This is a genomic window from Rhizocola hellebori, from assembly GCF_016862955.1.
Taxonomy (GTDB): domain Bacteria; phylum Actinomycetota; class Actinomycetes; order Mycobacteriales; family Micromonosporaceae; genus Rhizocola; species Rhizocola hellebori.
In genome coordinates, this window is sequence record NZ_BONY01000029.1 from 27390 (window position 1) to 51850 (window position 24461).

The following is a 24461-nucleotide window of genomic DNA, read 5'->3' on the forward strand; positions in this document are numbered from 1 at the left end:
ATCATGCCTGCTTGACTGTTTTGTAATCTATCGGCACACTACTAGTCATTATGTGAGGAAAGCTTGAGACTCCGGGCTATCACAGTTCAACGGTTCAAGAACATCGTCAATCCGCAACGGATTGAGATCGAAGATGATGTCACGGGCATTGTTGGCAAGAACGAGTCCGGCAAGACCACGGTTCTCAAAGCTTTTCATCGGCTCAACCCAGCCAACGGCCTCGATCTGAAGTTCGATGTAGTGACAGAGTACCCACGATGGCGTCTGGCTCGCGACCGCCGTTCTGAGGATTTGGACAAGGTCCAGCCTATCGTGGCCGAGTTTGAGCTTGAGGCTGCCGATGTTGAGGAGATAAGTCAGCACCTATCGGCTCATCCGCCAGCCGGAACAACATGCTATGCGGCCCGTGATTACGCTAACCAACTAACCATTTGGCTTGATCTTAGCCTCGCAAAAACCCTCGAAGCGGCGGCCGACGAGGCTTCGGTTGCTGAGGAGGATCGAGAAGAACTTCTTGGGTCAGACTCAATTGATGCTGCCAAAGCCTTCGCGAGAGAACGCGTGAAGCAGATCAAGGAAGCGGAACCTCTTCGCGCTAAGGCATTAGCAGCATTTGCAACGGGTGTCGCCAACTTCAGCTATCTGCGGAGCCACGCTCTCGCACAAGACGCCCGCGATGTGCTCATTGAAATAGTGCCCAAGTCCTTCTATTTTTCCTCCTATGGCCTTCTACCTGGTGAATGTGATCTTACTGAGCTCGTGAAGAAGATCAAGGCTTCAAAAGCGCTGAATGATCGAGAGCGAACGGTTGTCGCGCTCCTGGCACATGCTGGCGAAGAGCCAGAAGACTTTATGGACGCCGACTATGACAGCCGCAAGGCCGAACTTCAGGCGGCGAGCGTAGACCTCAGCGAGCACGTGTTTGAGTATTGGAAACAAAACCCCGATCTGGAAGTGATCTTCGATACCGACAATCTCGTGGTCGGCAAACACGACAACGGGGGTGACATCGTCCATCGCATCCTGAAAATTGAGATCCGTGATGGACGACACGGTGGTGTTCAAACCAACTTCGCCACTAGATCGACAGGTTTCCAGTGGTTCTTTTCGTTCTTCGCTGCTTTCAGCGAGTACCAGTCATCTGACGATCCCATAATCGTCTTGCTCGACGAGCCTGGAACCAGCCTGCATGGTGAAGCTCAAAAGGACTTCGTACGCTTCGTCTTTGAGGAGCTGGGCGCATCAAAGCAGACCGTCTATACCACTCATTCACAGTTCATGATCGATCCATCGCGTTACGAGAAACTCCGAGCGGTTCACGACCGTGCCACGCGAAAGGATCCGAACCTGGGCGTCATGATCACTCGCATCAACCTATCTGCCGATAGGGAAACAGTCCTCCCCGTGGAATCGGCTCTCGGCTATTCGATTAGCCAACACCTCTTTCTCGGCGCCGGGCAGCACCTCGCTCTTGAAGGAAGCAGCGACTTCGTTTACCTCCAACGCCTGACCGAACACTTTTCCCTTAAGCAAAAGATGGGTCTTGATCCTCGTCTGGCGATGATCCCAGTTGGTGGAGCGGACAATATGCCGGCATTCGTCGCGCTGCTAGGGAGACGGCTCAAGGTATCCGCATTGATTGATGGCGCAAGAACGGGTAGCAAGATCGATCGAGTAAAAGCGGCAGCAAAGAGCAACGGCGTACCGGAAACCTCAATCGTCGCGTGCTCACAGGTCGATGGTGTTCCTGCCAACGCCGACGTCGAAGACATGTTCGCCATCGAAGACTACCTACGCCTCTACAACTGGACCTTCGATACAAATCTCGCCGAAAGCGATCTAGCCGCGACTGGCGAGCCCATCCTGAGGAAGTTGGAACTGCTACGCGGAAAATTCGATCATGCTCTTGTTGCACATCAGCTGACCCAGCGACGCGTTGAGTTCTTCGCTACCGTAAACGCGGTAACGATTGCGAGGTTCGAAAAATTGTTTGAAATTCTGAACTCAACCGTGATCGTCTAGAGGCTGGGGCACGAGAGTGGGCAATGACGACTGACGTTGTAGGCGACGAAGACCGCGAGCCGACTGGAAACGAAGGCGAGCCGGCGAGCCGAATGGATACGCTCAAAAGCTGCCTCCACAAGCTGGCGCAAGAGGTCTTAGTCAGAGCGAGGGATGACAGTAGCCAGCTCAAGCTCGGCGTACATAGGACTGCGTTGTACAGCGACGCCGGCGATCGCGAGGTCACCGGTCTGGGATCGTTCGCCCCGTCTACTGAGGCGCTTTTGCTCGTCACGGGCTTTACGGACATTGCAGATCCTTCAGAAGTTGGTCGCGTCGTATTGCAGTTCACCTATGACTGCCTTGAGCGCCACCACGCTCCCGAGTTCGACACAACGGCATTTGATCAGACCTGGGCATCATTCGTCGAGGAGCTGACCACGCCGTACTGGCGCTTCCTTTCGGTCTGTCAGCTTGAGAACTTTGTGAGTGATGCTCAGTTTCTCGATCTCGGTGACGGCATCTCCATCCATGACCGCACCACATATGGGTTCGAGGAGCATGGGTGGAGCGACTTCCAGGTCAAGACGCTCTACAGCGATTGGAACTACGCGAGCAACTTCATCCTCCTGGCCGAAGAGCTGGTGCCAAAGGCCCCCACCAACCTCATCTTGGGCGGCACCACCGAGCCGATCATGAAGTCCCATCGAATGATCCGCGCCCTTCGTCTCGCGAAGGAGGGAGATGTCCATATCGGTGGCGACTCCGTGATTGGACGGATGCTCACGAATCGTCCAGCCGGAAGCGGGTTTACGCCAAATGGCGGCTCTTCCACCCATGGCACCTCACCGCGCTGGCCCGGCCCACCGTTCTCTATATCCACTTCGGACATCGCTCGTGTGACGACGCTCTATGACCAGCTGACCGTAATCGGGGCCATGCAGGGCCGAACGCCCTACAACCTCGACCTGGCCCTACGGTCCTTTCATTCAAGCTACGACCGAATCCCGGCTATGGCAGACACCCGCATGGTGGACCTTGTTACCGCCGCAGAGGCGCTACTGGGAACTGAAAACGAGATCATTTTCAGATTGTCGTTTCGCATGGCTGGCCTGCTTGCTTCGAGCGACGCCGAGCGAACGGCAATCTTTGGCGACATGAAGGCGTTCTATGACACACGGAGCAAGGTCGTCCACGGCGCGCCGCTGAAGCCCAAACATCAGGCCTGCCTGAAGAACTACTCGGTACTGCGTGACCACGTACGTCGGATCATCGTCGGCTTCCTTTGCCTTGCAACGTCGTCCTCCCACAGTTACAGCGGCAAGTTCTTTACGGAGCAGCTCGATGCGGCTCTGCAGGATGGGCGGCAGCGGGACGACCTTCGGACAGCCATGGGCTTGAACTAACCTGCATTTCGATTCCGCCTCAGCAGCCGCTTAACGGCACTGAGACTCATGCCGTACTGGTCAGCAAGCTGTCGTTGTGGGATCCCTTGCCGGAACTCGGCGACAAGGCTGTCCGTCTGGGTCCGCGAGATGGTGCGAGCGCTATTGTAGTGAGCCAGATTCACGAACTTCCTACCTGCGCTGACTCTGCCTCCACAACCGCATAGGCACGTACGGGCTTCAGCTTCCGGGACGGCTTGCGGCAGCTGATCTACCATATCGACAAATTTGTTCAGATCTGCTATAAATAATGCGTTTGAAATCAGCTCCACGAAGCGCACAATCTGATCTTGGGGCTTGACCAGCCGAATCCTCCTTCTGACCAGCATCCTTGTCGATGCCTGCCCATCCGGCCGTGTCCGGCCTGTTCCTGGGCTTTCGCGGCTGTCGTCGGTAGATCACGCCCCATTCGCGCCCAAGTTTCACCGCCCGAAACCCTCATCGATCTTGTTCGCCAGCCAGGCCGCGTCGATGCGGAACAGGATCTCGATCGAGTGCCCGGCCCACATCGCCACCGTCGCCGGATCGATCAAAATCCGCGCCCTGTAGATTGCCGTGGGCCTCAGGCGGCCGAGGCTACCCGCCCCAGACCTCGGCAAACCTGCCCCCGGCCAACGCAACGCCACACCCGCCCAGCCGAAGCGTCGCCATCCCAGATCTGCAAGACCAGCCTCCGGCTGGCAGGAACTCCGGCCGGGAACAGCTGTCATACTTCGTCGTGTTGGCCTGCACCGTTTCGAACGTTGAGCCGCTGTGGGGTCCGCTGGTTGGTCGATACTGTCGGTCGCATTGAACAGCTCCAATGATGGCGGCGCTACCTCACCTCTTGGGATGGTCCGTGAAGGCTGGCAAAAGTTTCCGCCTCAAGCTCGGCGCGTTGATCTGGGCTGGTGCCACGGCGATTGTGAGTACCGCCTCTGCGCTAGCGGTCAACGCGGCCAGCGACGTGGGCCGCGAGAACTGGCCTACCGCGCTGCTGACCTTGCGCGACCACCCGTTCCGGTGGGCCGCTGCGCTTACCGCCGCCACGGTGCTGGTGGCTCTGCTGTGGACGTGGTGGCAGGCGCGGCAGGAGCTGGCCGATGACACTACCGGCATCGATACCTCTGCACCCGGACCGCTGCTTGGCGACCACGCCCGGGTCATCACCTCACAACAGATCGACAAGGTGGTGATGGGCAACGAAATTCACCACCACGAACGGGCGGCGGTGGTGCTGCCGAGCCGAGTTACCAACCTTCCCCCGCGTAACCCGGACTTCACCGGCCGCGCCAATCTGCTTGACGAGCTCAAATCCGGTCTGGCCGCCGGGCCTGTGGCGGTGACCGCCATGCACGGCCTGGGCGGGATTGGCAAATCGCAGCTGGCGCTAGAATTCGCGCACCAGGCGTTAGCTCGCAGCACGTATCGGGTGGCGTGGTGGATACGCGCAGAGTCCGCCCTGACGCTGACCGAAGACCTGACCTCCCTCGGGCCAGGCCTCGGTGTGCCCGTCGTCGCCGACCAGGAGCAGATGACCACCGCCGTGTATGCGGTGTTACAAGACCGCGCCGATTGGCTATTGGTGTTCGACAACGCACCTAACGCCGAGGCGGTACGCAAGTCGATCCCACCAGGACGCGGCCATGTCGTGATCACTTCTCGGTCGCGGCAGTGGGCAGGGCTGGGCAACCCGGTCGGTGTCACCGAATTCCTGCGTGGCGAGTCGGTAGCGTTCCTAGCCCACGGCACCGGCGAGACCGGCCCGCAACTGGACGAGCTAGCCGAGCTGCTAGGGGATTTGCCGCTGGCGCTGGCGCAAGCAGTGGCCTACATGCGCCGGGCAGGCGGTCTATCAACCACCGCATACCTGAACTTGTTCCGCGACCGCCAGCAAGCAGGTCGGCTGTTGGCGGCTGGCGCAGGCGACGGCTACCCAGACAGTGTCGCCACCACCTGGCTAATCCACTTCCAGTGGCTCGCCGCGCACCAACCGGCAGCCGCAGAATTGCTGCAGCTGTGCGCCTTCCTGGACCCCGACGAAATCAACCTTGACGTGCTGCTGTCGCAGCCGGACTTGCTGGCCGACGAATTGACCGCAAATCTCGCCGAGGCCGACGAACTGCAGCGAATAGAGGCTGTAACTGCCCTTGTAGAGGCGTCACTGCTGTCCCGGTTGGACGATGAGCACGTGCGTGTCCACCGGTTGGTCTCCTTCGTCACTCGCCATCAGCTATCCGCCCACGATCAAGATCACGCTGCCTGGGCACAGCACACCATCAACCTGCTCGCCAAGTTGATGCCTGATCAGCCATGGGAGCCTCCTACCTGGCCGGTCTGCGCCCAGCTAGCACCGCATATCACCATCGCGGCGGATCACGCACCCAACGACCCGAACACCGCTATCGCACTCGCCCAGCTTGGCCTTTACTTGCAGGTACGGGCCGAGTTTGTCAACGCCAAAACAGTCCTTGCGCGTGCGCTGGCCATCAAAAAGGCCGTGCACGGCGAAGACCACCCTGAGGTCGCCATCGCCATGACCAACCTCGGCATCGTCGAACAGCAACTAGGCGACTCCGCAGCCGCCAAGGTCACCTTCACGCGAGCGCTGGCCATCAAGGAGGCGGTGTATGGGCCAGACGACCCGAATGTCGCCATCACCCTGACCAACCTCGGCATCGTCGAACGGCAGCTGGGCAATCTGGCGGCCGCCAAGGCCGCCCTCACACGAGCACTGGCCATCAAGGAGGCGGTACACGGCGAAGACCGCCCTCAGGTCGCCATCACTCTGACCAACCTCGGCAACGTCGAACGGCAGCTGGGCAATCTGGCGGCCGCGAAGGCCGCCCTCACACGAGCACTGGCCATCGACGAAAAGGCGCACGGGGTAAACCACCCGAATGTCGCCATCACTTTGACCAACCTCGGCATCGTCGAACGGCAGCTGGGTAATCTGGCGGCCGCCAAGGCCGCCCTCACGCGAGCGCTGGCCATCAAGGAGGCGGTACACGGCGAAGACCACCTCGAGGTCGCTATCACTCTGACCAACCTCGGCAACGTCGAACGGCAGCTGGGTAATCTGGCGGCCGCCAAGGCCGCCCTCACACGAGCACTGGCCATCAAGGAGGCGGTATTTGGGCCTGACCATCCCAATGTCGCTACAACCCTGACTAGCCTCGGCATCGTCGAACAGCAGCTGGGTGGTACCAGCCGCCGTACCTTGTGAGGTCTCGTACTCGGCGGGCTGAGTGGGCGTGAATTGGTGTGACAAGTGATGCGCGACTGCATGTGAGGTCTCAGCTCGGTGACAGATTCCTGTACCTCTTTCAAGGAGACCCTAACGGGCTGCACATGTCCGCCCAACGGGATAAAGCGCCGCCCGGCCATTCCGCTGGGCGGACACAAAGAACGCCCCAGGTGGGCGTGACACCAAATCCCGAAGCGCTAACTAATCCGTACGTGTCAACGTCTCCGTTAGTGTCGCAGCAGTGGTGACCAAAGACGGTGGCCACGTCCTAGTGATCCAACGTCGTGACAACGGCCAGTGGCAAATCCCCGGCGGCATTCTCGAACTAGCCGAGACTATTGAGGAAGGGCTTAAAAAGTGTCTCAATTGGAGAGTCGCCTGATGTGGCAGCATGTCTGATCTGTGATCGATGGCACGGTGCGTACGTGGGCGCCTGATGACATGTGGGAGATCGTGCAGCCGCTGTTATTGGTGCCGGCACGACGTCGGCAGCGTGGTGGCCGAAGAAGGACCGACGACCGGGCGGTGCTCGCGGCAGTGATGGTGTACATGGTCCGGACCGGCTGCTCCTGGCGGGTACTGCCCGCGGCGATGTTCGGGCTGCTCGTCGTTGACATTGGCGGCCGAGATGAGCACCGCAGCGGAAGATCTTGCTCGTCACACAGTACGTGTAGCTTGCTTCCCCGGTTTCCACGGCAACAGGGCTCGGACCGGTTTCAGCGCCCCTTTTCAGCCCGCACTGAGATCGAATCGACCACCGCACGCGCCCAGGCGATCTGCCCGGCCTCACCCAGACGATGCAACACCTGAAGATGGATCTGGGCCACGACCCGGCCTCGGTCCACTGGGTGAACCCGCGGTGCGCGGTGGCGTGGCGGACGCCGAACATTGCCGCGGGCAGCTCCACCACGAGTAGCCCGCCTGGATTAGGTACACGATCGCCGTGAGCACCGCCCGGTCATCGGCACGGCGCCTGCCGCCGCCCTGCCTGCGCGAGACGCCTGCCGGGATCAAAAGGCTCCGCGACTTGCCACAATCATCCGGAGCCCAGGTCCGCACCATATCGTCGATCACAGATCAGACATGCTGCCACAGATCAACGACCCTCCAATTAAGACACACCCCTAGCCTCAACGAGGAACGAGCACTGGTTAGAACATCCCAAGGTTTGGCGCTTAGCCTCACTTCCACCAGGCAATTCCGAGACCTAGTGGCCGCTCCGGTAAGTCGTTCTCGACCGTCTCTGCCATCGGAATCTCCGGCACCTCCCCCTCGCCCCATCCCCGGGCTACCAGCGCATCCCTCAGCATCTGTATGCACATTGTGGAGTCGTTCCACGATGGCGAAGGCTTGACCACCTCGGTCGGCCGTGCTTCCGCGCCGACAGCTTCCTTCGCGTCATCGTCCCGACGTTCTGGCTCACCTCGCAGCCACATCCCACGCGCGTAGCGATGTCTTCCTCCCATAACAACACTCCAATCGAAGGCCGAGGCCCGACGGCTACGCCCGGAGCCTCGGCCTTTTCCTTACCTCTCGGGGATTGGCTGGGTTATGTCACTCGAAGTCGTCACCATCGTTGGCCGCTTCACTTCCTTCGGCCTCGACATCGGTTTCCGTCCCGTTGTCGAGCTCTGGCGCCGCGAAGTAGCAGTCCATCCACATCACCTCCTTGGGTTGGTCGTTCGTTCAAGTTCCCACTGCACCAAGCCGCACGGACCCTTGTCGCCTACGACCCAGGCCTGTTGGAAGCAAGGTCACCGTCCGGAAACGACAGTCGCCAGTTGCGAGCCTGGGGATGACCGTCCCGGTTCCCAGCCGGCGACCCTGCGGGTGACGGCGAGATAGTCGGTCAGTAGCACGCGGTTTGAAACCCCTGACATTCCACCTCGCCGTCACGACCAACTCTCGTGGAATGGGTCCGCGCCAAACAGCGCGTTGACGCTGCACAAGGGCCGCATACGTTGGTCGGGCAACGGTTGTGCGGCGGGAATGTGAGCAGAGATCAGATTCAGACTAGGCTGGAGCGTCGGCCTTTGGCTCGCAACGGGAATAGATCGCCGTTGCGCCGCACCAATAGTCGCAAGGTGTAGGAGAGTGCCACGCGGCCACCGTTCGGTGAGCACATTGAAGCTGCGCTTGTGGATTTCTTTAGCCGCTGCGGCTTGGCCGCACACCACCACTGCCATTTCCGCGTTCGGGTCATCCAGATGGCCGCCCATATAGTGATGGAAGGGGTTCTCTTGGCCATCAAGTCGGACGATCGCGGTGATCTCGTTGGAGCGCCGGGATACTCCGTAACGACCTCCATCGCATAAACGTGCCGTCCCGATGGCCTCGCATGTCGCAGATACGTTGCACGCAGATTGCCAGATCGGGCGTCATCTGCATCAATGGAACAAAGAGCATCTGATCGGCTGGTGCGAAAGGTCATCATGAAAAGAGTCCGCTTTGCCAAGCGTCGACGGCTCGTTGGCTTGAGCCAGGAGAAGTTGGCCGAGCAGCTAGGCGTGGATCGCACGACCGTTATCAGGTGGGAACGCGGAGAGACTGAGCCCCAACCATGGCAGCGGCCGAATTTAGCCGTGGCGCTCAAGGTATCTGTTGAAGAGTTGGGCGCTCTGCTCGCGGTCGGGCCAGAGGATGTCTGGCGACCCATCATGGCGCCGTTCCCAAATGCCGCCGATCCGGCCGACGATCTTTCTGCGATGCGGTCATTCCGTCTGGCCGATCGCCAGGTGGGCGGCACTCATCTTTACAATGCGGTAACTGGCTATCTTCAGCACACGATCGCGCCCCGCCTGTTTGGGGTCAATGTGTCCGTGGACAACGACGGACTCTTCGCTGCGGCGGCCGGGCTGACCGAGATGGCTGGATGGATGGCTCACGACGCCGGCCGTGACGACGCAGCCGAGCAGCATTTTCACCGAGCCCTCCGTCTGGCGTCGGCAGGCAACGACGCTCAACTCGGTGCGCATATCTTTGCCAGCCTGAGTCATTTGTCGCACTATCGGCGACAGCCAGAACAAGCCGTCCGCCTTGCCCAGAGCGGGCGTGAGCGCCTGGCTGTCGGTCAATCACACTCAGGGGTTCAGTCTCGGCTGTTCGCCATGGAGGCCCGCGGCTGCGCCATCCTCCGGGAGGAGGAGCATTGCACTGAGCGGCTGCTTCTCGCCGAGCGCGCGCTCGAGGGCGAACAAGCAGAGATCAGCTCACCTTGGGTCAGTCACTTCGACCATGCGGCGCTGGCAGCGGAAGCGGCGCGCTGCTTCCTTGCTCTTGGCCAGCTCGACAGCGCAAAGCGCTGGACCGAACAGATAGTCGCATTGCGACCTGCTGACCGACCCCGCAGCCGCGCCTTCGCCCAACTGATGCTGGTGTCCGTCCTAATCGCTCAGCGAAAGATTGACGAAGCCTGTTCGGTGGCACGCGAGGTGCTCGATGCTACCCGCACAGTCAGCTCGTATCTTGTGCTTCAGCAGCTCGAGGCACTTGGCCGCGCGCTCCTCGGGCACCGCCTCAAACCCGAGGTCGCCGTCTTCTTAGGATTGCTCCGAGAGGAGCTGGCTCACCGTCGCTCGCTGCAATGGGTACCCAGCTCATAGCCCCCCAAAGATGGACGGCTTGGCTGACCTGTGACCGAACCACCGCTCTACGAACGCGACCCAGAAGCATGGCAAGCCCACCTCGCGAACGGCAATCGCACCCAGCCGCGCAAGCGGGTCGGCGCTGACGTGCTGTTCCGCGACAAGGCCGGGCGCATCCTGCTGGTCGACCCGAGCTACAAGCCGGACTGGGACCTTCCCGGCGGCATGGCGGAGGCCAATGAGCCGCCGCTGGAGACCGCCATCCGCGAGTTGCGCGAGGAGTTGGGGCTGGAGTACCACGGCGGCCGCCTGCTAGTCGTGGATTGGGTTGCCCCGCATGGGCCTTGGGACGACTCCCTGATGTTCGTATTCGATGGCGGAGTGCTGAGCGCCGAGGACCAGGCGGCGATCCGGCTGGAGGAAGGCGGGGAGCTGAGGGAAGCGCGATTCGTGACGGACGAAGAAGCCAAGGGTTTGCTGAGGTCCTATGTGTGGGCACGGGTGGAAAGGGCGATAAGCCACTTAGCTAGTCATTCGATTGGATATCTACATAATGGTATTCATCGAGAACATTGAGTTCAGCCTCACGCCGCGGTCGGAGCGATGCTTGTCGGCACGCTGTCTTCGCTGGGATCATCACCGGAGACCTACGTGGGCAGCGCCGCCAGATCCGGTAAGACAGCTGTTTCTGCGCATGGGCGAGGGGCCGCGCGGCTGAGCGTGCGGCCCCTCGGTGTTTAGTTTGTTAGACCGGAATCATGCCCATGAAAAGGAGCAGGTTCGGCGAGAGCGGGCCGGGGTTGATTACTACGCCGGGGGTGGCGTTGGCGGCGAGGGCCGTCGCGGTTTGATCGGCGTTGTCGGCCGGGAACTTGTGTCGCCACATGGCCGCCGTGCCGGCGGCGTGTGGTGAGGCCATCGAGGTGCCGCTCAAGGTCGCATAGGCATTGTTCGCCGTGTACCAGGCGGAGTAAATCAATTCGCCAGGAGCGAATAGGTCGAGGCAGGCGCCGTAGTTCGAGAACGCGGAACGGTTGTCGTTGATCCGGGTCGAGCCGACTGTGGTCGCCCTCGGCACCCGAGCCGGGGAGAACAGGCAGGCGTCGGCGTTGGAATTGCCGGCCGCCACGGAGAAGTGCACGTTGCCTGCGATCGCGTTCGTCACCGCGGTGTCCATTGGCGCGAAAGCGCCGCCGCCGAGGCTCATGTTGGCGACGCTGCGCTGAGCCGGGTTGATCGACTGAGCGAACGCCACGTAGTTGATGCCCGCGATCACGATGGCGGACGTGGTGCTGCCGGAGCACTGGAAAACCCGGACGGAAATGATCCGCACGCCCTTGGCCACGCCGACCGTCGCCCCGCCGATGGTACCGGCCACATGCGTGCCGTGTCCCTGGTTGCAAGGCGCACAGCCCATCCCCCACGGGTCGAAGCCGCAAAACGCCCGGCCGCCGAACTCGTTGTGTGTCAACAGGATCCCGGTGTCGATCACGTAGGCGACCACCGAGCTTCCATTGTTCGGGTAGTGGTACTTGGCATCCAGCGGCAGCGAACGCTCGTCGATACGGTCAAGCCCCCACGACGGCGGGCTGGGCTGGACGGTCAGCGCCTGCGTCGTGTAAATCTGGTCCTGCGCCACGTAAGCGACCCGGGTGTCTCGGGAGATCTCCAGCGCTTGAGTCTCGGTGGCCTCGACCGCGAACCCCTGCAAAGCCGAGGCGTAGACCCAGGACTTCTTGGTGTTGGTGCGCTTGGTGATGTCATCGGCGATGACCGGGGTGGCGTCGGGCGAGGTGTTTGGATGCAAGACAACGATATAGCTGTTCGGCACGGCCTCTTCCGTGTCGGCGTACCTGATGATGTCGGGAGCGCCCGCCTGTTGCGCGGGTGGGGCCGAGGAAGCGGAGGGGGCACCGGCGAGTCCGCCGACGAAGGTGGCCAGGACGGCAGCGATGGTCAGTTTGCGGGACGGTTTGCTGATCACATTGTCCTCCCTCTATTGATTCGATACATGGGAATGTATCGACATCACTATCATGCGCATATGGCCATGACATGACATGAAATTGAGGGCTGGCCACTCACGAAGGATCTTCCAATTGGCGGGCCTCAGCCAAGGTCTGGGAATCGCGGATGCCCGTGCGGAGGCGCACATGGTTAGTGATTCACCAGCGCGACACGAGACCGTCCCGCTGACCGTTCACGTCGAACAGCAAGCGGCTGCGTCAGCGTAGAGCGGCTTCGTCCGCCCGCACGGCGCGCAGGGCTCGTTGGATGGTGGCGGCGTTTTCGCCGACAGGTGCGACGTAACCGATGACGTCGTGGACGGCGTCTTCTCCGAGCATGCGCAACATCACCCATGCCGCCAGGTACTGCGAGGCCAGGCAGCCGCCCGCGGTGGCGATGGAGCCCTCGGCGTGGAAGGGCGCGTCTAGCACGGTCACGCCGCAGGCTTCGACGAATGGGCGACTGATCATGTCGGTACACGCCGGCATGTCAGCGAGCAATCCCAGACGTGCCAGCACCAGTGCTCCGGAGCATTGCGCGCCGATCAATTGTCGCGACGGGTCCAGTGTCAGGCGGGAGATCAGGTGGTCATCGGCCACTACGTCGCGCGTCTTTACGCCGCTGCCGATCAGCACCACGTCCGCCTCGATCGCGAACTCCATCGGGCGTTGTCCGGTCACCTCGACACCGTTCATCGAGGTGACCGTCGGCGTTGGTGTGGTGATGAAGGCTTCCAGGCCACGCTTGCGGCATCGATTGATCAGCGCGGAGGCAATGAAGCTGTCCAGTTCGTTGAACCCGTCGAAGGTGACCACCGCGACCTGCATGAGACCTACTGTGGCGAAAGGTATACCGCTTAGCTAGAGCCAATTGTCAGCTCGTGGCTCTTACGCCGGGCAACCATCCGAGACCCAGTTCAGGGGACGAGGAGGTTCCACTGAAGCGTCCATAGGGTGGTCAGCACAGCGCCGAAAGTAAGCAGACCGAGCCGGATCCGATTGGCGGCGGCCAGTTTCCGGGCATGGCGCCAGGTGGCGACGACCGCGATGGTGGCGGCGGTCGTGGCGACGGCGAGCAGTTGGAGGACCAGCCAGGGTAGGGGGCGGCCGAGAACCAGAGGTCCGGTGACCTTGGCAGCGGTGGCCAGGAGGAATACAAGGTAGACAAGCGAACCGGCGACGGTGACGGGGGCGAGGATGGCCGCCCATGCGGCCGGGCGCGGTATCGGTATTGTCGCCGGGATTATGGCGTAGGCGGCGTATGCGGCGAACAGGATCGCCAGCATGGCCAGCCACGCCCAGCGGCTGTCGGACCAGCCAGGCCTGGGGATGGTGGGTGGGGCGGGTTCGGCCGCGAGCGTCACGCCCGGGCCGGCGGCGGTGCGGCATGGATCGTTGATCCAGGCGGCCTCGTACCCGGAATAATCATTGGGAAGGGTAGGCAGGCGGTCGAAGCCATCGTCGGCGGTCAGGTGAAGGTTGTGGTTGACTCCCGCGACGATGCGGATGGCGTGGCAGGCATTGCCACCGCTTTCGAGCGCGGAACGCAACCGGCGGCTGCTGAACGCGGGCAGGCTGTCGCGGTCGAGTTGGCCCCACTGGGCGAGGACGGGCTGGCGCACCTGTTGCCAGTGCGGCATCGGGTCAAAGTCCGCCTCGGGGAAGATGCCCGCGCCGATTGCCGCACGCACGGCAGTGGTTTGCAGAGTGCGGGGCAGCGATCCGCTGACACCGGCGTGCTCGAGGTAGGTTCCGTAGGCCCAGGCGGTCTGCACGGCCGTGGTGGTGCCGACCGCGCCGACGGTGATCAGATATCTGATGTCGGTCGAGCGGTTCGCCGCGATCGGTGCCACGAAGGCACCTTCTGACAGCGCCCACAGCCCGAGCCGGTCTGGGTCCACATCGGACCGGGCGCGCAGCAGCCGCACGCCGGCCAACGCGTCGTCGGCCAGGACGGAATAGTCGCGGTGCAGCAGAGAGTACCCAACCCTGCGTTTGTCATAGACGAGCGTCACTATTCCTTGCCGGGCATAGGCTTCGGCTTCAGGCATCAGGTATTGCCGGCCGCGGTTGCCGGCGCCTTCGAGCATGACGATGCCGGGTTTCGGCTGCGACCCGGCCGGGGCGAGGATCGTGCCGTGCAGCACGACACCATCGTTGCCGGCAAACGACACCTCCGTTGCAGTCACGCCCGACGGTGCCGCACTCGAAGGCGATGCCGGCAACCCCAACGTCGCCATTGTTATGACTACCAATAGCTTTCTGCACTGTCGCATTGCGACTCTCCCTTCGGCGGGTACGGCGCCTGCCACGCTCGCCGATGAGCGGCCGTTGGCCAAGGGCGAGCACACCTGGCGCGCTCGGGGTGCTGGCACCCTGTCGCCGCCGACGGGGATGCGGCTAACGTCTCGGCATGGCGAGAAGGCATGACCGGTTGCGCGAGCTGGGATGGCTCGCGACAGGCGCCGCCATCGGCGGGCCCGCGCCCCTGTTGCTGGCGCTGGTCGCATTGGCCCTGCCTGCCAGCCTCGCCGGCGGCTTTGGGCTGGCGGTCTTCGCCGGGGTGGTATGGATGTGCCGTCGGCTCGCCGGTGTCCAACGACGGCGCGCGGCGGCTGTCCTGGGCTGCCCAGTGCCCTCGCCCTACCGGCAGCCGCCCTCTGGGTCGTGGGCCCGGCTGCGGACGGTCCTCGGCGATCCCGGAACCTGGCGCGATCTGGCCTGGCTGGCCTGCCAGTTCATCGTGGGCCTGGGCAGCCTCGTGCTGTGTGTCGGGCTGTGGCTGGGCGCGGCCCAGTGCGTCACCGCCCCGGTTCTGCGGGTGCTGCTGCCCGAACCGACCGGGTTCGACCCGGCGGTGCTGGAATGGACCGGCCGCTCCGGACCGCTGACTTGGATCCTGGTTCCGGTAGGAATTGGGTTGGCGGCATTGGCCTACCTGTTGCCCCGGCACCTGGTGCGCGGTCAGGCCCGGCTGGCCGCGATCTTGCTCGGGCCTACCACCGCGGCCCGCCTGTCCGCCCGCGTCGACGGGCTGACCGCCACCCGCACGGCGGCCGTGGACGCGTCTGCCTCCGAGCTGCGCCGCATCGAGCGCGATCTGCACGACGGCGCGCAGGCGCGGCTGGTCGCGCTGGCTATGAACCTCGGGGTCGCCGAGGACGTCATCGACACCGATCCGGCCGGCGCCAAGGCATTGCTGGTCGAGGCCCGCGCCGGTGCCGGTGTCGCGCTGACCGAGCTGCGCGACCTGGTGCGCGGCATCCACCCGCCGGTTCTGGCCGACCGGGGGCTGGCCGCAGCGGTCGAGGCCCTCGCCCTCAACAGTGCGTTCCGGGTCGGGCTGGACCTGCGGCTGCACCGGCGGCTGGCCGCGCCCGTGGAAGCCGCCGCCTACTTCGCCATCGCCGAAGCGGTCACCAACGCGATCCGCCACAGCGGCGGCAGGCAGGTCAATGTCACGCTCGTCGACACCGAAAAAACCTTACATATCACCGTGTACGACGGCCGCGGCGGCGCCGATCCGTCACGCGGCACCGGCCTGCTCGGCATCCAACGGCGGCTGTCAGCCTTCGACGGCACCCTGCGCATCAGCAGCCCATCGGGCGGCCCCACCACACTCGACATGCGGCTGCCGTGCGCGTCCTGATCGTCGAGGACCAGGCCCTGCTACGCGACGGGCTGACCCGGATGCTGACCGCATACGGCATGGACGTGGCGACCACCCCAGCCGACGGCACCGGCCTGGCCGAGCGAATCGTTGCCCAGCAACCGGATATCGCGGTCGTCGACGTCCGGCTGCCACCGACTTTCACCGACGAAGGACTCCGCGCCGCTGTGGCCGCCCGCCGCGCCGTCCCCGGCCTGCCGATACTGGTGCTCTCGCAGTATGTCGAGCGGCTGTATGCACGGGAGCTGCTCGCCGACGGTGCCAGTGCGGTCGGGTACCTGCTCAAGGATCGCGTCGCCGACGTGCGCCAGTTCATCGACGCGGTTGGCCGGGTCGCGGCGGGCGCCACCGTCATGGATCCCGACGTCATCGCGCGCCTGCTGCACCGGCCCGACACCCTGGCCACCCTCACCACCCGGGAAGGCGACGTGCTGCGCCTCATGGCCGAAGGCCACTCCAATGCCGCCATCGCCGCCCGGATCGCCGTCACCGAGAAGTCGGTCAGCAACCTCATCAACTCACTGTTCGCCAAGCTCGGCCTGCCCCCCTCGGCCGACCACCACCGGCGCGTCCTAGCCGTCCTGAGCTACCTCGACCACGCCTAGAACCAAGGCTTTCCGAGCGATCAGGTCCCGCAGGGGATGTTGACCGGGCCGAGGTCCCGGACGACCTGGGCGAGGGCGCGGGTGAGACTGTTCTCCGACTCGGTGTGCCACACCAGGGCGTAGGGCAGGGCGCTCATGTCGCGGACAGGGACGAAGTCGATGTCTGGCCGGGACCAGTAGCGGGTCACGTGCCCGGGGAAGAGGGTAACGATCTCCCCGGAGCTGATCAGCGTCAGGTAATCCTCATGGCTTCGCACGATCGGGCCGCGATCGATGGCACGGCCCTTGGGGGTGCGGGACGGTATGTACCCGTCGAGCCAGTAGTCGGGGCTGGAGGAAGGCACGTTTGGGTGCTGGAAGTCGCCGATGTCTTCCACGGAGATGGACTTGCGGCGGGCCAGTTCGTGGTCGGACGCCACACCGAGGACGCGAGTCTCGGCAAAGACTATTGGGCCGACAGTGAGGTCTGGTTCGTCGACCGGTAGCCAGACCAGCAGGGCATCAATCTCACCACTGCGCAGTCCGGCGAAGGGGTCCACAAAGGACGCATTCTGAAGGCGCAGCTTCCATCGCGGGTGGCGGGCCCGGAACGTCTCCCAGACCGGCCGCAGGTCGTAGCCGTTGATAGAAAGCATGCCCACCCTCAGCACGTGCGTGATGCCCTGGGCGGCAAGTTGAGCCCGCTCGAGACTGGCCCGCAAGCCTTCGTAGACCGGCCGCAGGTCGTCACGCAGCTGGCAGCCAAGGGGCGTCAGGCGGATCTGGCGGCGATTGGACCGGTCGAAGAGCGCACCGCCGATGCGGCGCTCCTGTTGGTTGATCGCCTGACTGATCCGGGCTTGCGAGACGTGCAGCCGCTCGGCGGTCCGTCCAAAGTGGAGCTCATCGGCGAGTGTCAGAAAGATCTCGACGTCTCGTATCTCCACGTGCGCCTCCGATCCGCGGTCGAGTCAGCCCAAGGTCGACAGCATACGAAAGATGATCGTGACATGTCACCCCAGAGGACCCTCGGCATCACGAACTACCAGGTCAGAGCGGGTGTGATAACCGACGCGTTATCACGGAGCGGCCGAAGTCAGCGTTGATCGACATGCGTACCCCCGCCAAGGTTTGAGTCATGCCTTTGGACCTGACCGCGATGTTCACCATGCACGACGCCTTGCGCCGAGAGCTGGAGCATCTCGCCCGGGTCGATGACGATCCGAGGCTGGTGTTTCGGACTGCGGGCTGGCGGCGGTTCAAACAAGCAGTGTGGGGCCATCACTGTGCGGAGGACGAGGTGCTGTGGCCGGCCTTGCGCCTACGGCTCACCGACCAGCCGGGCAACCTGGTGGTGCTGGAGGCGATGGAAGCCGAACACGCGGCCATCGGCCAGCTGATCGCGACGATCGATGAGGCGGCGAGCGGTCCGCAAGGCTGCCTGGTGCACCTGGGCGACCTCATCGACTCCCTCGTCACGGGCCTGAAAGGCCACCTGGCCCACGAGGAGGAGGCGGTGATTCCGCTGCTCCAGCAGGCGCTTACGGCCGGCCAGTGGGCCGCTTTCGAGAAGGTGCACAGCGAACTGACCGCTGACACGCTGTCCGCTCCCGACGGGTGGAGCCCAGCCGCCATGACAGGTCCGCGTCAGCGCCGTGACTGGACGGGCAGCGAATGTCTTAGCAACGAAGAAAATCCCGAGGAAGGAAAACAGCGATGAGCAACCAACGACACATGGTGACGCAGTTCCACGCGAGCAGCCTGAGCGGCAGCGACTTCGCGGGCGTCACGGTGCGAGACGGCAGGTTCGAGGCGAGCGCGCTGCGCGGCGCCAACTTCTCGAACGCCGAAATCATCGGCGGCAAGTTCAAGAGCAGCGATCTGACGGAGGCGAACTTCGACGGCGCGAACCTGACCGACGCAAATTTCACCACGGCCGAGCTTTCGGGTGCCAGCTTCCGCGGAACCCGCTTGGTGCGCACCGACTTCAGCATGTCTGGGCTGACCAACACCCAGTTCTCCGATGCAAATCTCACCGACGTCGTGTTTCGAAAGACCGATTTGACGCGTACGGTGCTCGACCGCTGCGCTTTCACCGGCGTCGACTTCTCCCACTCCGATCTGCGCGGCCTCACCTTCGACGGCGTAGCCCTCACCAGTGTGAAGTTCGACGAAGCCGCGCTTGAGGGGGTCTCGATGCGGGGAGCGATCCTGCGCGACTGTTCCTTCCGCGCCTCGACCAAGAAGTACTACAAAGCCCTTGCCACCGTGAACTTCGACGGCGCGCGCATGGACAAGCTGACCTACGCCGGGCTCAAGGGCTTCGGAGTTGAACCGTCCAACGTGACTGTCGAATAAGGAGACTCACCCCCAATGGAAGCTATCAAGGTAAGCGGACTGCGAAAGTCGTACGGCAAACTGGAGGTCCTCAAAGGTGTGGACCTTTCCGTGGCCAGCGGAAGCATCTTCGCGCTGCTCGGTTCCAACGGCGCGGGAAAGACCACGCTCGTGCGCATCCTGAGCACACTGCTCAAACCGGATTCGGGCAAGGCAAACGTCAGCGGGTTCGACGTGGTCGCGCAGCCCGAGCAGGTTCGGGAGGCGATCAGCCTGACCGGCCAGTTCGCCGCGGTCGACGGCATCCTCACCGGCCGCGAGAACCTCATCATGGTTGCCAAGCTCCGGCAGGTGAAGAATCCCGGTCAGGTCGCCGACGATCTGCTCAAACGATTCAGCCTTGTCGAAGCGGGGAACCGCCGGGCGGCGACCTACTCCGGTGGCATGCGCCGGCGGCTCGACATCGCCATGAGCCTCGTCGGCGAGCCGCGAGTCATCTTCCTCGACGAGCCGACCACCGGCCTCGACCCGGAGGCCCGCATCGAAGTCTGGAACGAAATCCAGGGCTTGGCCAACAGCGGCACGACAGTCCTTTTGACCACCCAGTACCTCGACGAGGCCGAGAAACTGGCCGACCGGATAGCGATCCTGCACCAGGGCACCATCATCGTGTCCGGCACCCTGGCCGAACTGCGTAACCTTCTCCCACCCGCGAAGGCGGAGCTCGTGGAACGCCAGCCCACCCTGGAGGAGATCTTCCTGGCGGTTATCGGAAACAAGGAGGCGCTGGTATGAGCGCGAACGTGTTCAGCAACACCAGTGTGATGCTTGGCCGGTCCGTGCGGCACGTGACCCGCAGCATCGACACCATCATCACGGTCACGATCACCCCGATCGCTTTGCTGCTGTTGTTCCGCTATGTGTTCGGGGGCGCCATCCAAACAGGTACCGGTAATTATGTAAATTATTTGATGCCAGGCATTCTGCTCATTGCCATCGCGAGCGGCATAGCCTATACGGCCTACCGGTTGTACACCGACATGCAAAGCGGCATCTTCGAACGGTTCCACTCGATGCCGATCGCGCGGTCGTCTGTCCTATGGGGACATGTGCTCACTTCACTTGTGTCCAACGCCCTGTCGCTGCTCATCATCATCGGCGTTGGGCTGATCATGGGCTTTCGCACGTCGGCCGGAATCCTGGCCTGGCTTGCCGTCGCCGGTATCCTGGGCTTCTTCACCCTCGCCCTCACCTGGGTCGCGGTGATCCCGGGCTTGCTGGCCTCCACGCCGGACGGGGCATCGGCCTTTTCCTACCCGCTGATCTTCCTGCCGTTCATCAGCTCGGCCTTCGTCCCCACCCAGACGATGCCGGGGCCGGTGCGCGCCTTCGCGGAAAACCAGCCGGTCACCTCGATCGTCAACTCCGTCCGGGCGCTGTTCGCGGAGCAGCCGGTGGGCAACGACATCTGGATCGCCCTCGCCTGGTGCGCCGGCGTCCTCGTCGTCGGATACCTCTTCGCCATGCGGGCCTACCGCCGCAAAATCGCCTGACCGCCAAGGAATCCGGCCGCCCACAAGCTTGGGCGGCCGGTGACCGCGCGGCATTCTTGTCAGCGGACTGGTACGTCGACCGCGATCACGAGGCGCTCGGAGGGCGGGCAGTCTCGGGCGCATCCGGCCGGGGCGCTTTCCGATCTTGCGAGGTTCTTCTTCCCCACACGATCTGGTTCCGAGTGCCGCACCCCTTCGAATCACAACATTGATCATTGACGGACCCACCCCGAGGCAATGTGCACGTACGCGCACGTCACGCAATATGTGCGCGTACGTGCGCATGCTATAGACTGTGCGCGTACGTGCACGCGACGAAGCCTGGCGCGAAACCAGGACCGCCACGCCGCTGTCCCTGTCGATGCCGCTCGCGCAGCGGGAACACGGCGATACACCAGTCCGTGCGTTTCTGTGGGGCTTGCTTCCCGACAACGAGCGGGTTCTCGATCGCTGGGCCCAGGACTACCAGGTCTCGTCGGGCAATCCCTTCGCCCTGCTCCGTCATGTCGGCGAGGATTGTGCGGGAGCAGCTCAGTTCGTCAGACCGGAGCGGGTGGATAAGCTCATCGCAGGCGAGGGAGACGTTCAGTGGCTGACCGATACCGATGTCGCTGAGCGCCTGAGGATCTTGCGACGAGACCCGACCGCGTGGCATGTCCGCAACAGTGGCCAGTTCAGTCTGGCCGGTGCGCAGGCCAAGATTGCACTCCACCGCGACCCAGGCGCCGGACGATGGGGAGAACCACGGGGGTCGGTACCCACAACGCATATCCTCAAACCGGCAGTGACCGGGCTGGACGACCACGACCTGAACGAACACCTCTGTCTTGCCGCCGCAAGGCTTCTTGGACTGCCCGTCGCGTCCACTCACGTCGGCCAGTTTGCCGACGAGCGTGCCATCGTGGTGCAACGCTACGACCGCCATCAGATGGCGGACGGCACCATCACGCGGATTCATCAGGAAGACATGTGCCAGGCGCTCAGCGTCTCGCCCACCACCAAGTACCAGAATGAGGGAGGCCCAACTCCGGAGCAGATCATCGAACTGCTTCGACGAAGCGTCTTTCCAGCACAGTTGGCCGCCGCGGCCGTCAACAGCTTCGTCGATGCTCTGGCTTTCAACTGGATCATTTATGGCACCGACGGCCACGCCAAAAACTACTCCCTTCTTCTCAGCGGATCGCAAGTGCGCCTCGCCCCGCTGTACGACGTAGCCAGTGCGCTTGCCTACGACGACATGTACCCTCCGAAACTCCGGATGGCTATGAAGATCGGCGACGGGTATCGCGTCGAAGCCACCAGCGGCCGCCATTGGCGAACCTTCGCTGCTATGAACGGACTCGACCCCGATGAGACCATCGCTCGCATCGATCACCTCGTCGAACGAGTACCCGACGCATTCGGGACGGTGGCCGAAGATGAGACGATCAGGAGCCTCAAGAGCAAACTGCCGGAACGCCTCACCGAGCGGATCGCGGCCGCGGCCGCGGCCAGCCGAACGCGCTTGCGGCACTAGACAGTGTCTCAGAGTATGTGTAGCCATTCGTTGATGGCGGTGATGTGCACGGTGACTTCGTAACGGACGGCGAGTTTGTCGTACCTGGTTGCCTGGCCCGGTTTCGTTGGAGGCGGCTGATGCCACGCTCGATGGCGTTGCGCTGCTTGTAGATCTCGGTATTGAACGCGGGATGCCCCCGTCAGCTGGTGTGACCGGTTCTTCCCAGCTTCTGAGGCTTGGGACAGCGCCCTTGACGGATTTGAATTATCCTGCGTCGATGCTCCACGGCTGGCGGACTCGGGTTCTATGGCTCGTCTTCGGTGCTATCGCATCGGTGTCTAGCTTTTGGGCGGTAAGGCGGCCCGAGTTTGATCGGCTGGCCGATCTGCATGTGTATTACGGTGCGGTGCGGTTCGCGCAGGCCGGGCATCCCCTTTACGGGTATGCGGCCGAAAACGGTGACCCTTTCACCTATCCGCCGTTCGCGGCGCTCGTGCTGTGGCCGATCGCGTGGTTGTCCGAGCCGGTGGTCAGGTTGGTGTGGCTGGTGGCGGTGAGCCTGACCGTAGTGGTGATTGCGGTAGCTGTGGCGTTGCGGTGGGATCGCCTCCAGCAGCGGGGTCTATTCGCAGCTGTCTTGGCGTGCATCTTGATCGCTTCTGCTCCAGTGCAATCCGATGTGCGGCTTGGGCAGGTCAGCATATTCATCGTGGCTTTGGCGTTGCTTGATGCGCTGGAGATAACCCCAGCCCGGTGGCGTGGCGTGCTTATCGGCGTGGCGGCCGCGATCAAGCTGACGCCGCTGATGTTCGTGGTGTTCTTGGTGATTGTGGCCCGCCGCAGCGATGCCGTGCGCGCGGTGCTGACATTTCTTGGTGCAGCGGTCGTGGCTGCCGCGTTGCTTCCGCGCGATAGTTGGCAGTTCTGGACGAAGACGATGTTCACCACCTCGCGGATCGGTGACATGGCGTCGCTGGGAAACCAGTCCCTGCATGCGATTCTGGCTCGGGCGGGGATAGACCAGGCGCAGCGTCCGCTGGTGTGGGCGGGGCTGGTGGCGATCATCTGCGGGCTGGCGTTGTGGCGGGCACGGATGCTCGCCATAGAGGGGCAGCGGGCGCATGCCGCGGTGCTGGTGGGCTGTGCCACGATCGCCGCGTCGCCGGTGTCGTGGACTCATCACCAGGTGTGGACCGTGCTGGCCGGCATGCTCCTGGTTGCCGCGGGCGGGTCGGCCCGCCGCGCCGCTGGTGCGTTTCTGCTGGTGGCCATGGCCCTGTCGCTGAGCAACGTGGCCGTAGAGTCATGGACTTCGCCCGGTCTGCAGTTCCTGTTCGCCAACGCCCGCGGGTTGAGTGTGGTGGTGTTGTGCTGCGCCGGTTTCGGCGGTGCGCTGACGGCACGAAACCTCAGCCAGGACGCCGGTCTCGCCCGTTCGGCCCGATCCATGTGGGCGAGGGGGCTGACCACCATAGCCGCCGGAGTGGCGATGTTCGCGCTGCTGCCGTTGCCGCCCAGCGTGGACCCGGGCTTGCATTTCAACGATCTGGCCGAGACACGGGAAGTGTTCTCGCACACGACCGTCACCTACTGCCAAAACGGCGTGTGCAGCCACGATGGGACACAAGGCGGGCTGTTCCTGCTCAACTACAGTGTCGGCTCGAATGGGCAACGGTCCACAGTGGAGGGTTACGTGAATGCGAAGGTGACCCGGCTGGCGATGCGGACAGCGCCGGGTGCCCCAGTACATTTCGTGCCGATCATGGAACTTGGTGATGGGCGGCGGGTGTTCAGCTTCACCGGCACCAACCTGTATTACGCCCAGTTCCTAGCCTACGACGCCGACGGGCGGCTGATCGAGAACCCGCCGCGTGACCTGTGGAAATAGCACGTCCGCTTTATTCGAGGCCTCAACTAGTGGTGCAGGGCTCGGATCCCAGATTATCGATGCCGATGGAAGTAACCCTGTTTCCGGACAATCCAGTTTCTTCGGTGAAGTGAACCACCGACATCGCTGAAACCGGTTGCCACCTTCTCCAGCAAAACGCGCTCCAAATCTGCGCGGAAGATAGCGTGATCCTGGTGATATCTATCGTTGCCTCGTACCCCACTGGTGGCGGCTGATCCGGCGAAATAGAGCAACCCGCCTGCGGCAAAACCGGCAGCTTCGTGTCGCCGCTCTGTTCGCAGTTATTGTGCTCTATCAGGCTGGCGCTGAGCCCTTCTTCAGCAAGCTTGCTACCCAACGCTGACGGCCACGTCGAGAGCCTGCCGCGGACTATCGGGAACACGGTTCTGCACGAGAACCGGCCTTGGTCGATGACGCCGGCGGCGGCAGGGCTGCTCCATGCGACACCTGCTATGCCATCTACGTTGGTCACCGTCGCCAGCCACTCGGCACCCAGACCAGTAGGAATCCGAAAGATCTCAATTGGAAGTGGATGGTCACACGTGTCATGGATCGACGGAATCTGGACCTTCTTCGCGGACTGATCGCTCGCCGCGCTGGCTGTCCGGATCACCAAAGCGACCGGGTTCTACCGCGGGCCAGGCGCCT

General features: G+C 63.1%; 19 protein-coding genes and 1 pseudogene. 15 read left to right on the forward strand and 5 right to left on the reverse strand.

The features are described from left to right. Positions 1 to 63 precede the first annotated feature (63 nt). The 7 genes and pseudogenes from Rhe02_RS23410 (at position 64) to Rhe02_RS23440 (ending at position 10832) form a co-directional block, all read left to right on the forward strand. Complete coding sequence (locus Rhe02_RS23410; protein WP_203910471.1) at positions 64 to 2022, forward strand: AAA family ATPase; 1959 nt, start codon at positions 64 to 66, stop codon at positions 2020 to 2022. Between the two features lie 23 nt (positions 2023 to 2045). Then, positions 2046 to 3407: a HEPN domain-containing protein gene (locus Rhe02_RS23415; RefSeq protein ID WP_203910472.1), complete on the forward strand. Its 1362-nt coding sequence runs from the start codon at positions 2046 to 2048 to the stop codon at positions 3405 to 3407. Between the two features lie 877 nt (positions 3408 to 4284). Next, positions 4285 to 6651, forward strand: a complete 2367-nt coding sequence (gene fxsT / locus Rhe02_RS23420; RefSeq protein WP_203910473.1) for an FxSxx-COOH system tetratricopeptide repeat protein — start codon at positions 4285 to 4287, stop codon at positions 6649 to 6651. Positions 6652 to 6910: 259 nt separating this feature from the next. Beyond that, positions 6911 to 7054: pseudogene (locus tag Rhe02_RS23425) on the forward strand (NUDIX domain-containing protein); the annotation flags it as partial. Between the two features lie 59 nt (positions 7055 to 7113). After that, entirely contained in the window at positions 7114 to 7482 is a 369-nt protein-coding gene (locus Rhe02_RS50985; protein ID WP_373320685.1) for a transposase, read from the forward strand. Positions 7483 to 9089: 1607 nt separating this feature from the next. After that, positions 9090 to 10274: a helix-turn-helix domain-containing protein gene (locus tag Rhe02_RS23435; RefSeq protein WP_203910476.1), complete on the forward strand. Its 1185-nt coding sequence runs from the start codon at positions 9090 to 9092 to the stop codon at positions 10272 to 10274. 30 nt (positions 10275 to 10304) lie between these two features. Continuing rightward, positions 10305 to 10832, forward strand: a complete 528-nt coding sequence (locus tag Rhe02_RS23440; RefSeq protein ID WP_203910477.1) for an NUDIX domain-containing protein — start codon at positions 10305 to 10307, stop codon at positions 10830 to 10832. 169 nt (positions 10833 to 11001) lie between these two features. On the opposite strand, the gene Rhe02_RS23445 is transcribed toward Rhe02_RS23440, so the two are convergent. From Rhe02_RS23445 to Rhe02_RS23455, 3 genes are all read right to left on the reverse strand, one after another. Continuing rightward, on the reverse strand, positions 11002 to 12240 hold the full coding sequence (locus Rhe02_RS23445; protein ID WP_203910478.1) for a S8 family peptidase: 1239 nt from the start codon (positions 12238 to 12240) through the stop codon (positions 11002 to 11004). 241 nt (positions 12241 to 12481) lie between these two features. Then, on the reverse strand, positions 12482 to 13090 hold the full coding sequence (locus Rhe02_RS23450; protein WP_203910479.1) for a type 1 glutamine amidotransferase family protein: 609 nt from the start codon (positions 13088 to 13090) through the stop codon (positions 12482 to 12484). 89 nt (positions 13091 to 13179) lie between these two features. Beyond that, positions 13180 to 14451, reverse strand: a complete 1272-nt coding sequence (locus tag Rhe02_RS23455) for an alpha/beta hydrolase family protein (RefSeq protein WP_203910480.1) — start codon at positions 14449 to 14451, stop codon at positions 13180 to 13182. A 224-nt stretch (positions 14452 to 14675) separates the two neighbouring features. Here Rhe02_RS23455 and Rhe02_RS23460 point away from each other — a divergent pair, with 224 nt between their 5' ends. Then, positions 14676 to 15911 (forward strand): sensor histidine kinase, encoded by a 1236-nt coding sequence (locus Rhe02_RS23460; RefSeq protein WP_203910481.1) that lies wholly within the window; start codon positions 14676 to 14678, stop codon positions 15909 to 15911. Beyond that, positions 15899 to 16537, forward strand: a complete 639-nt coding sequence (locus tag Rhe02_RS23465; protein ID WP_203910482.1) for a response regulator — start codon at positions 15899 to 15901, stop codon at positions 16535 to 16537. Before Rhe02_RS23460 ends, Rhe02_RS23465 begins: the two co-directional genes overlap by 13 nt. Positions 16538 to 16557: 20 nt before the next feature. Here Rhe02_RS23465 and Rhe02_RS23470 read toward each other — a convergent pair whose 3' ends face one another. Next, complete coding sequence (locus Rhe02_RS23470; protein WP_203910483.1) at positions 16558 to 17463, reverse strand: LysR family transcriptional regulator; 906 nt, start codon at positions 17461 to 17463, stop codon at positions 16558 to 16560. 191 nt (positions 17464 to 17654) lie between these two features. On the opposite strand from Rhe02_RS23470, the gene Rhe02_RS23475 reads away from it, so the two are divergent. The 6 genes from Rhe02_RS23475 to Rhe02_RS23500 all read left to right on the forward strand — a co-directional run bounded on the left by Rhe02_RS23475 (position 17655) and on the right by Rhe02_RS23500 (position 23792). Beyond that, positions 17655 to 18236 (forward strand): hemerythrin domain-containing protein, encoded by a 582-nt coding sequence (locus tag Rhe02_RS23475; protein ID WP_203910484.1) that lies wholly within the window; start codon positions 17655 to 17657, stop codon positions 18234 to 18236. Continuing rightward, complete coding sequence (locus Rhe02_RS23480; RefSeq protein WP_203910485.1) at positions 18233 to 18874, forward strand: pentapeptide repeat-containing protein; 642 nt, start codon at positions 18233 to 18235, stop codon at positions 18872 to 18874. Before Rhe02_RS23475 ends, Rhe02_RS23480 begins: the two co-directional genes overlap by 4 nt. 15 nt (positions 18875 to 18889) lie before the next feature. Then, complete coding sequence (locus Rhe02_RS23485) at positions 18890 to 19648, forward strand: ABC transporter ATP-binding protein (protein WP_203910486.1); 759 nt, start codon at positions 18890 to 18892, stop codon at positions 19646 to 19648. Beyond that, entirely contained in the window at positions 19645 to 20406 is a 762-nt protein-coding gene (locus Rhe02_RS23490) for an ABC transporter permease (RefSeq protein WP_203910487.1), read from the forward strand. The genes Rhe02_RS23485 and Rhe02_RS23490 overlap by 4 nt, the downstream gene beginning before the upstream one ends. Before the next feature lie 295 nt (positions 20407 to 20701). Further along, on the forward strand, positions 20702 to 21922 hold the full coding sequence (locus tag Rhe02_RS23495; protein WP_203910488.1) for a type II toxin-antitoxin system HipA family toxin: 1221 nt from the start codon (positions 20702 to 20704) through the stop codon (positions 21920 to 21922). Between the two features lie 316 nt (positions 21923 to 22238). Continuing rightward, entirely contained in the window at positions 22239 to 23792 is a 1554-nt protein-coding gene (locus tag Rhe02_RS23500) for a glycosyltransferase 87 family protein (protein WP_203910489.1), read from the forward strand. Between the two features lie 22 nt (positions 23793 to 23814). Here the strand turns inward: Rhe02_RS23500 and Rhe02_RS23505 are convergent, their stop codons facing one another. Then, a complete protein-coding gene (locus Rhe02_RS23505; protein WP_203910490.1) occupies positions 23815 to 24426 on the reverse strand; it encodes a hypothetical protein in 612 nt (203 codons plus the stop codon). Between the last annotated feature and the right edge of the window lie 35 nt (positions 24427 to 24461).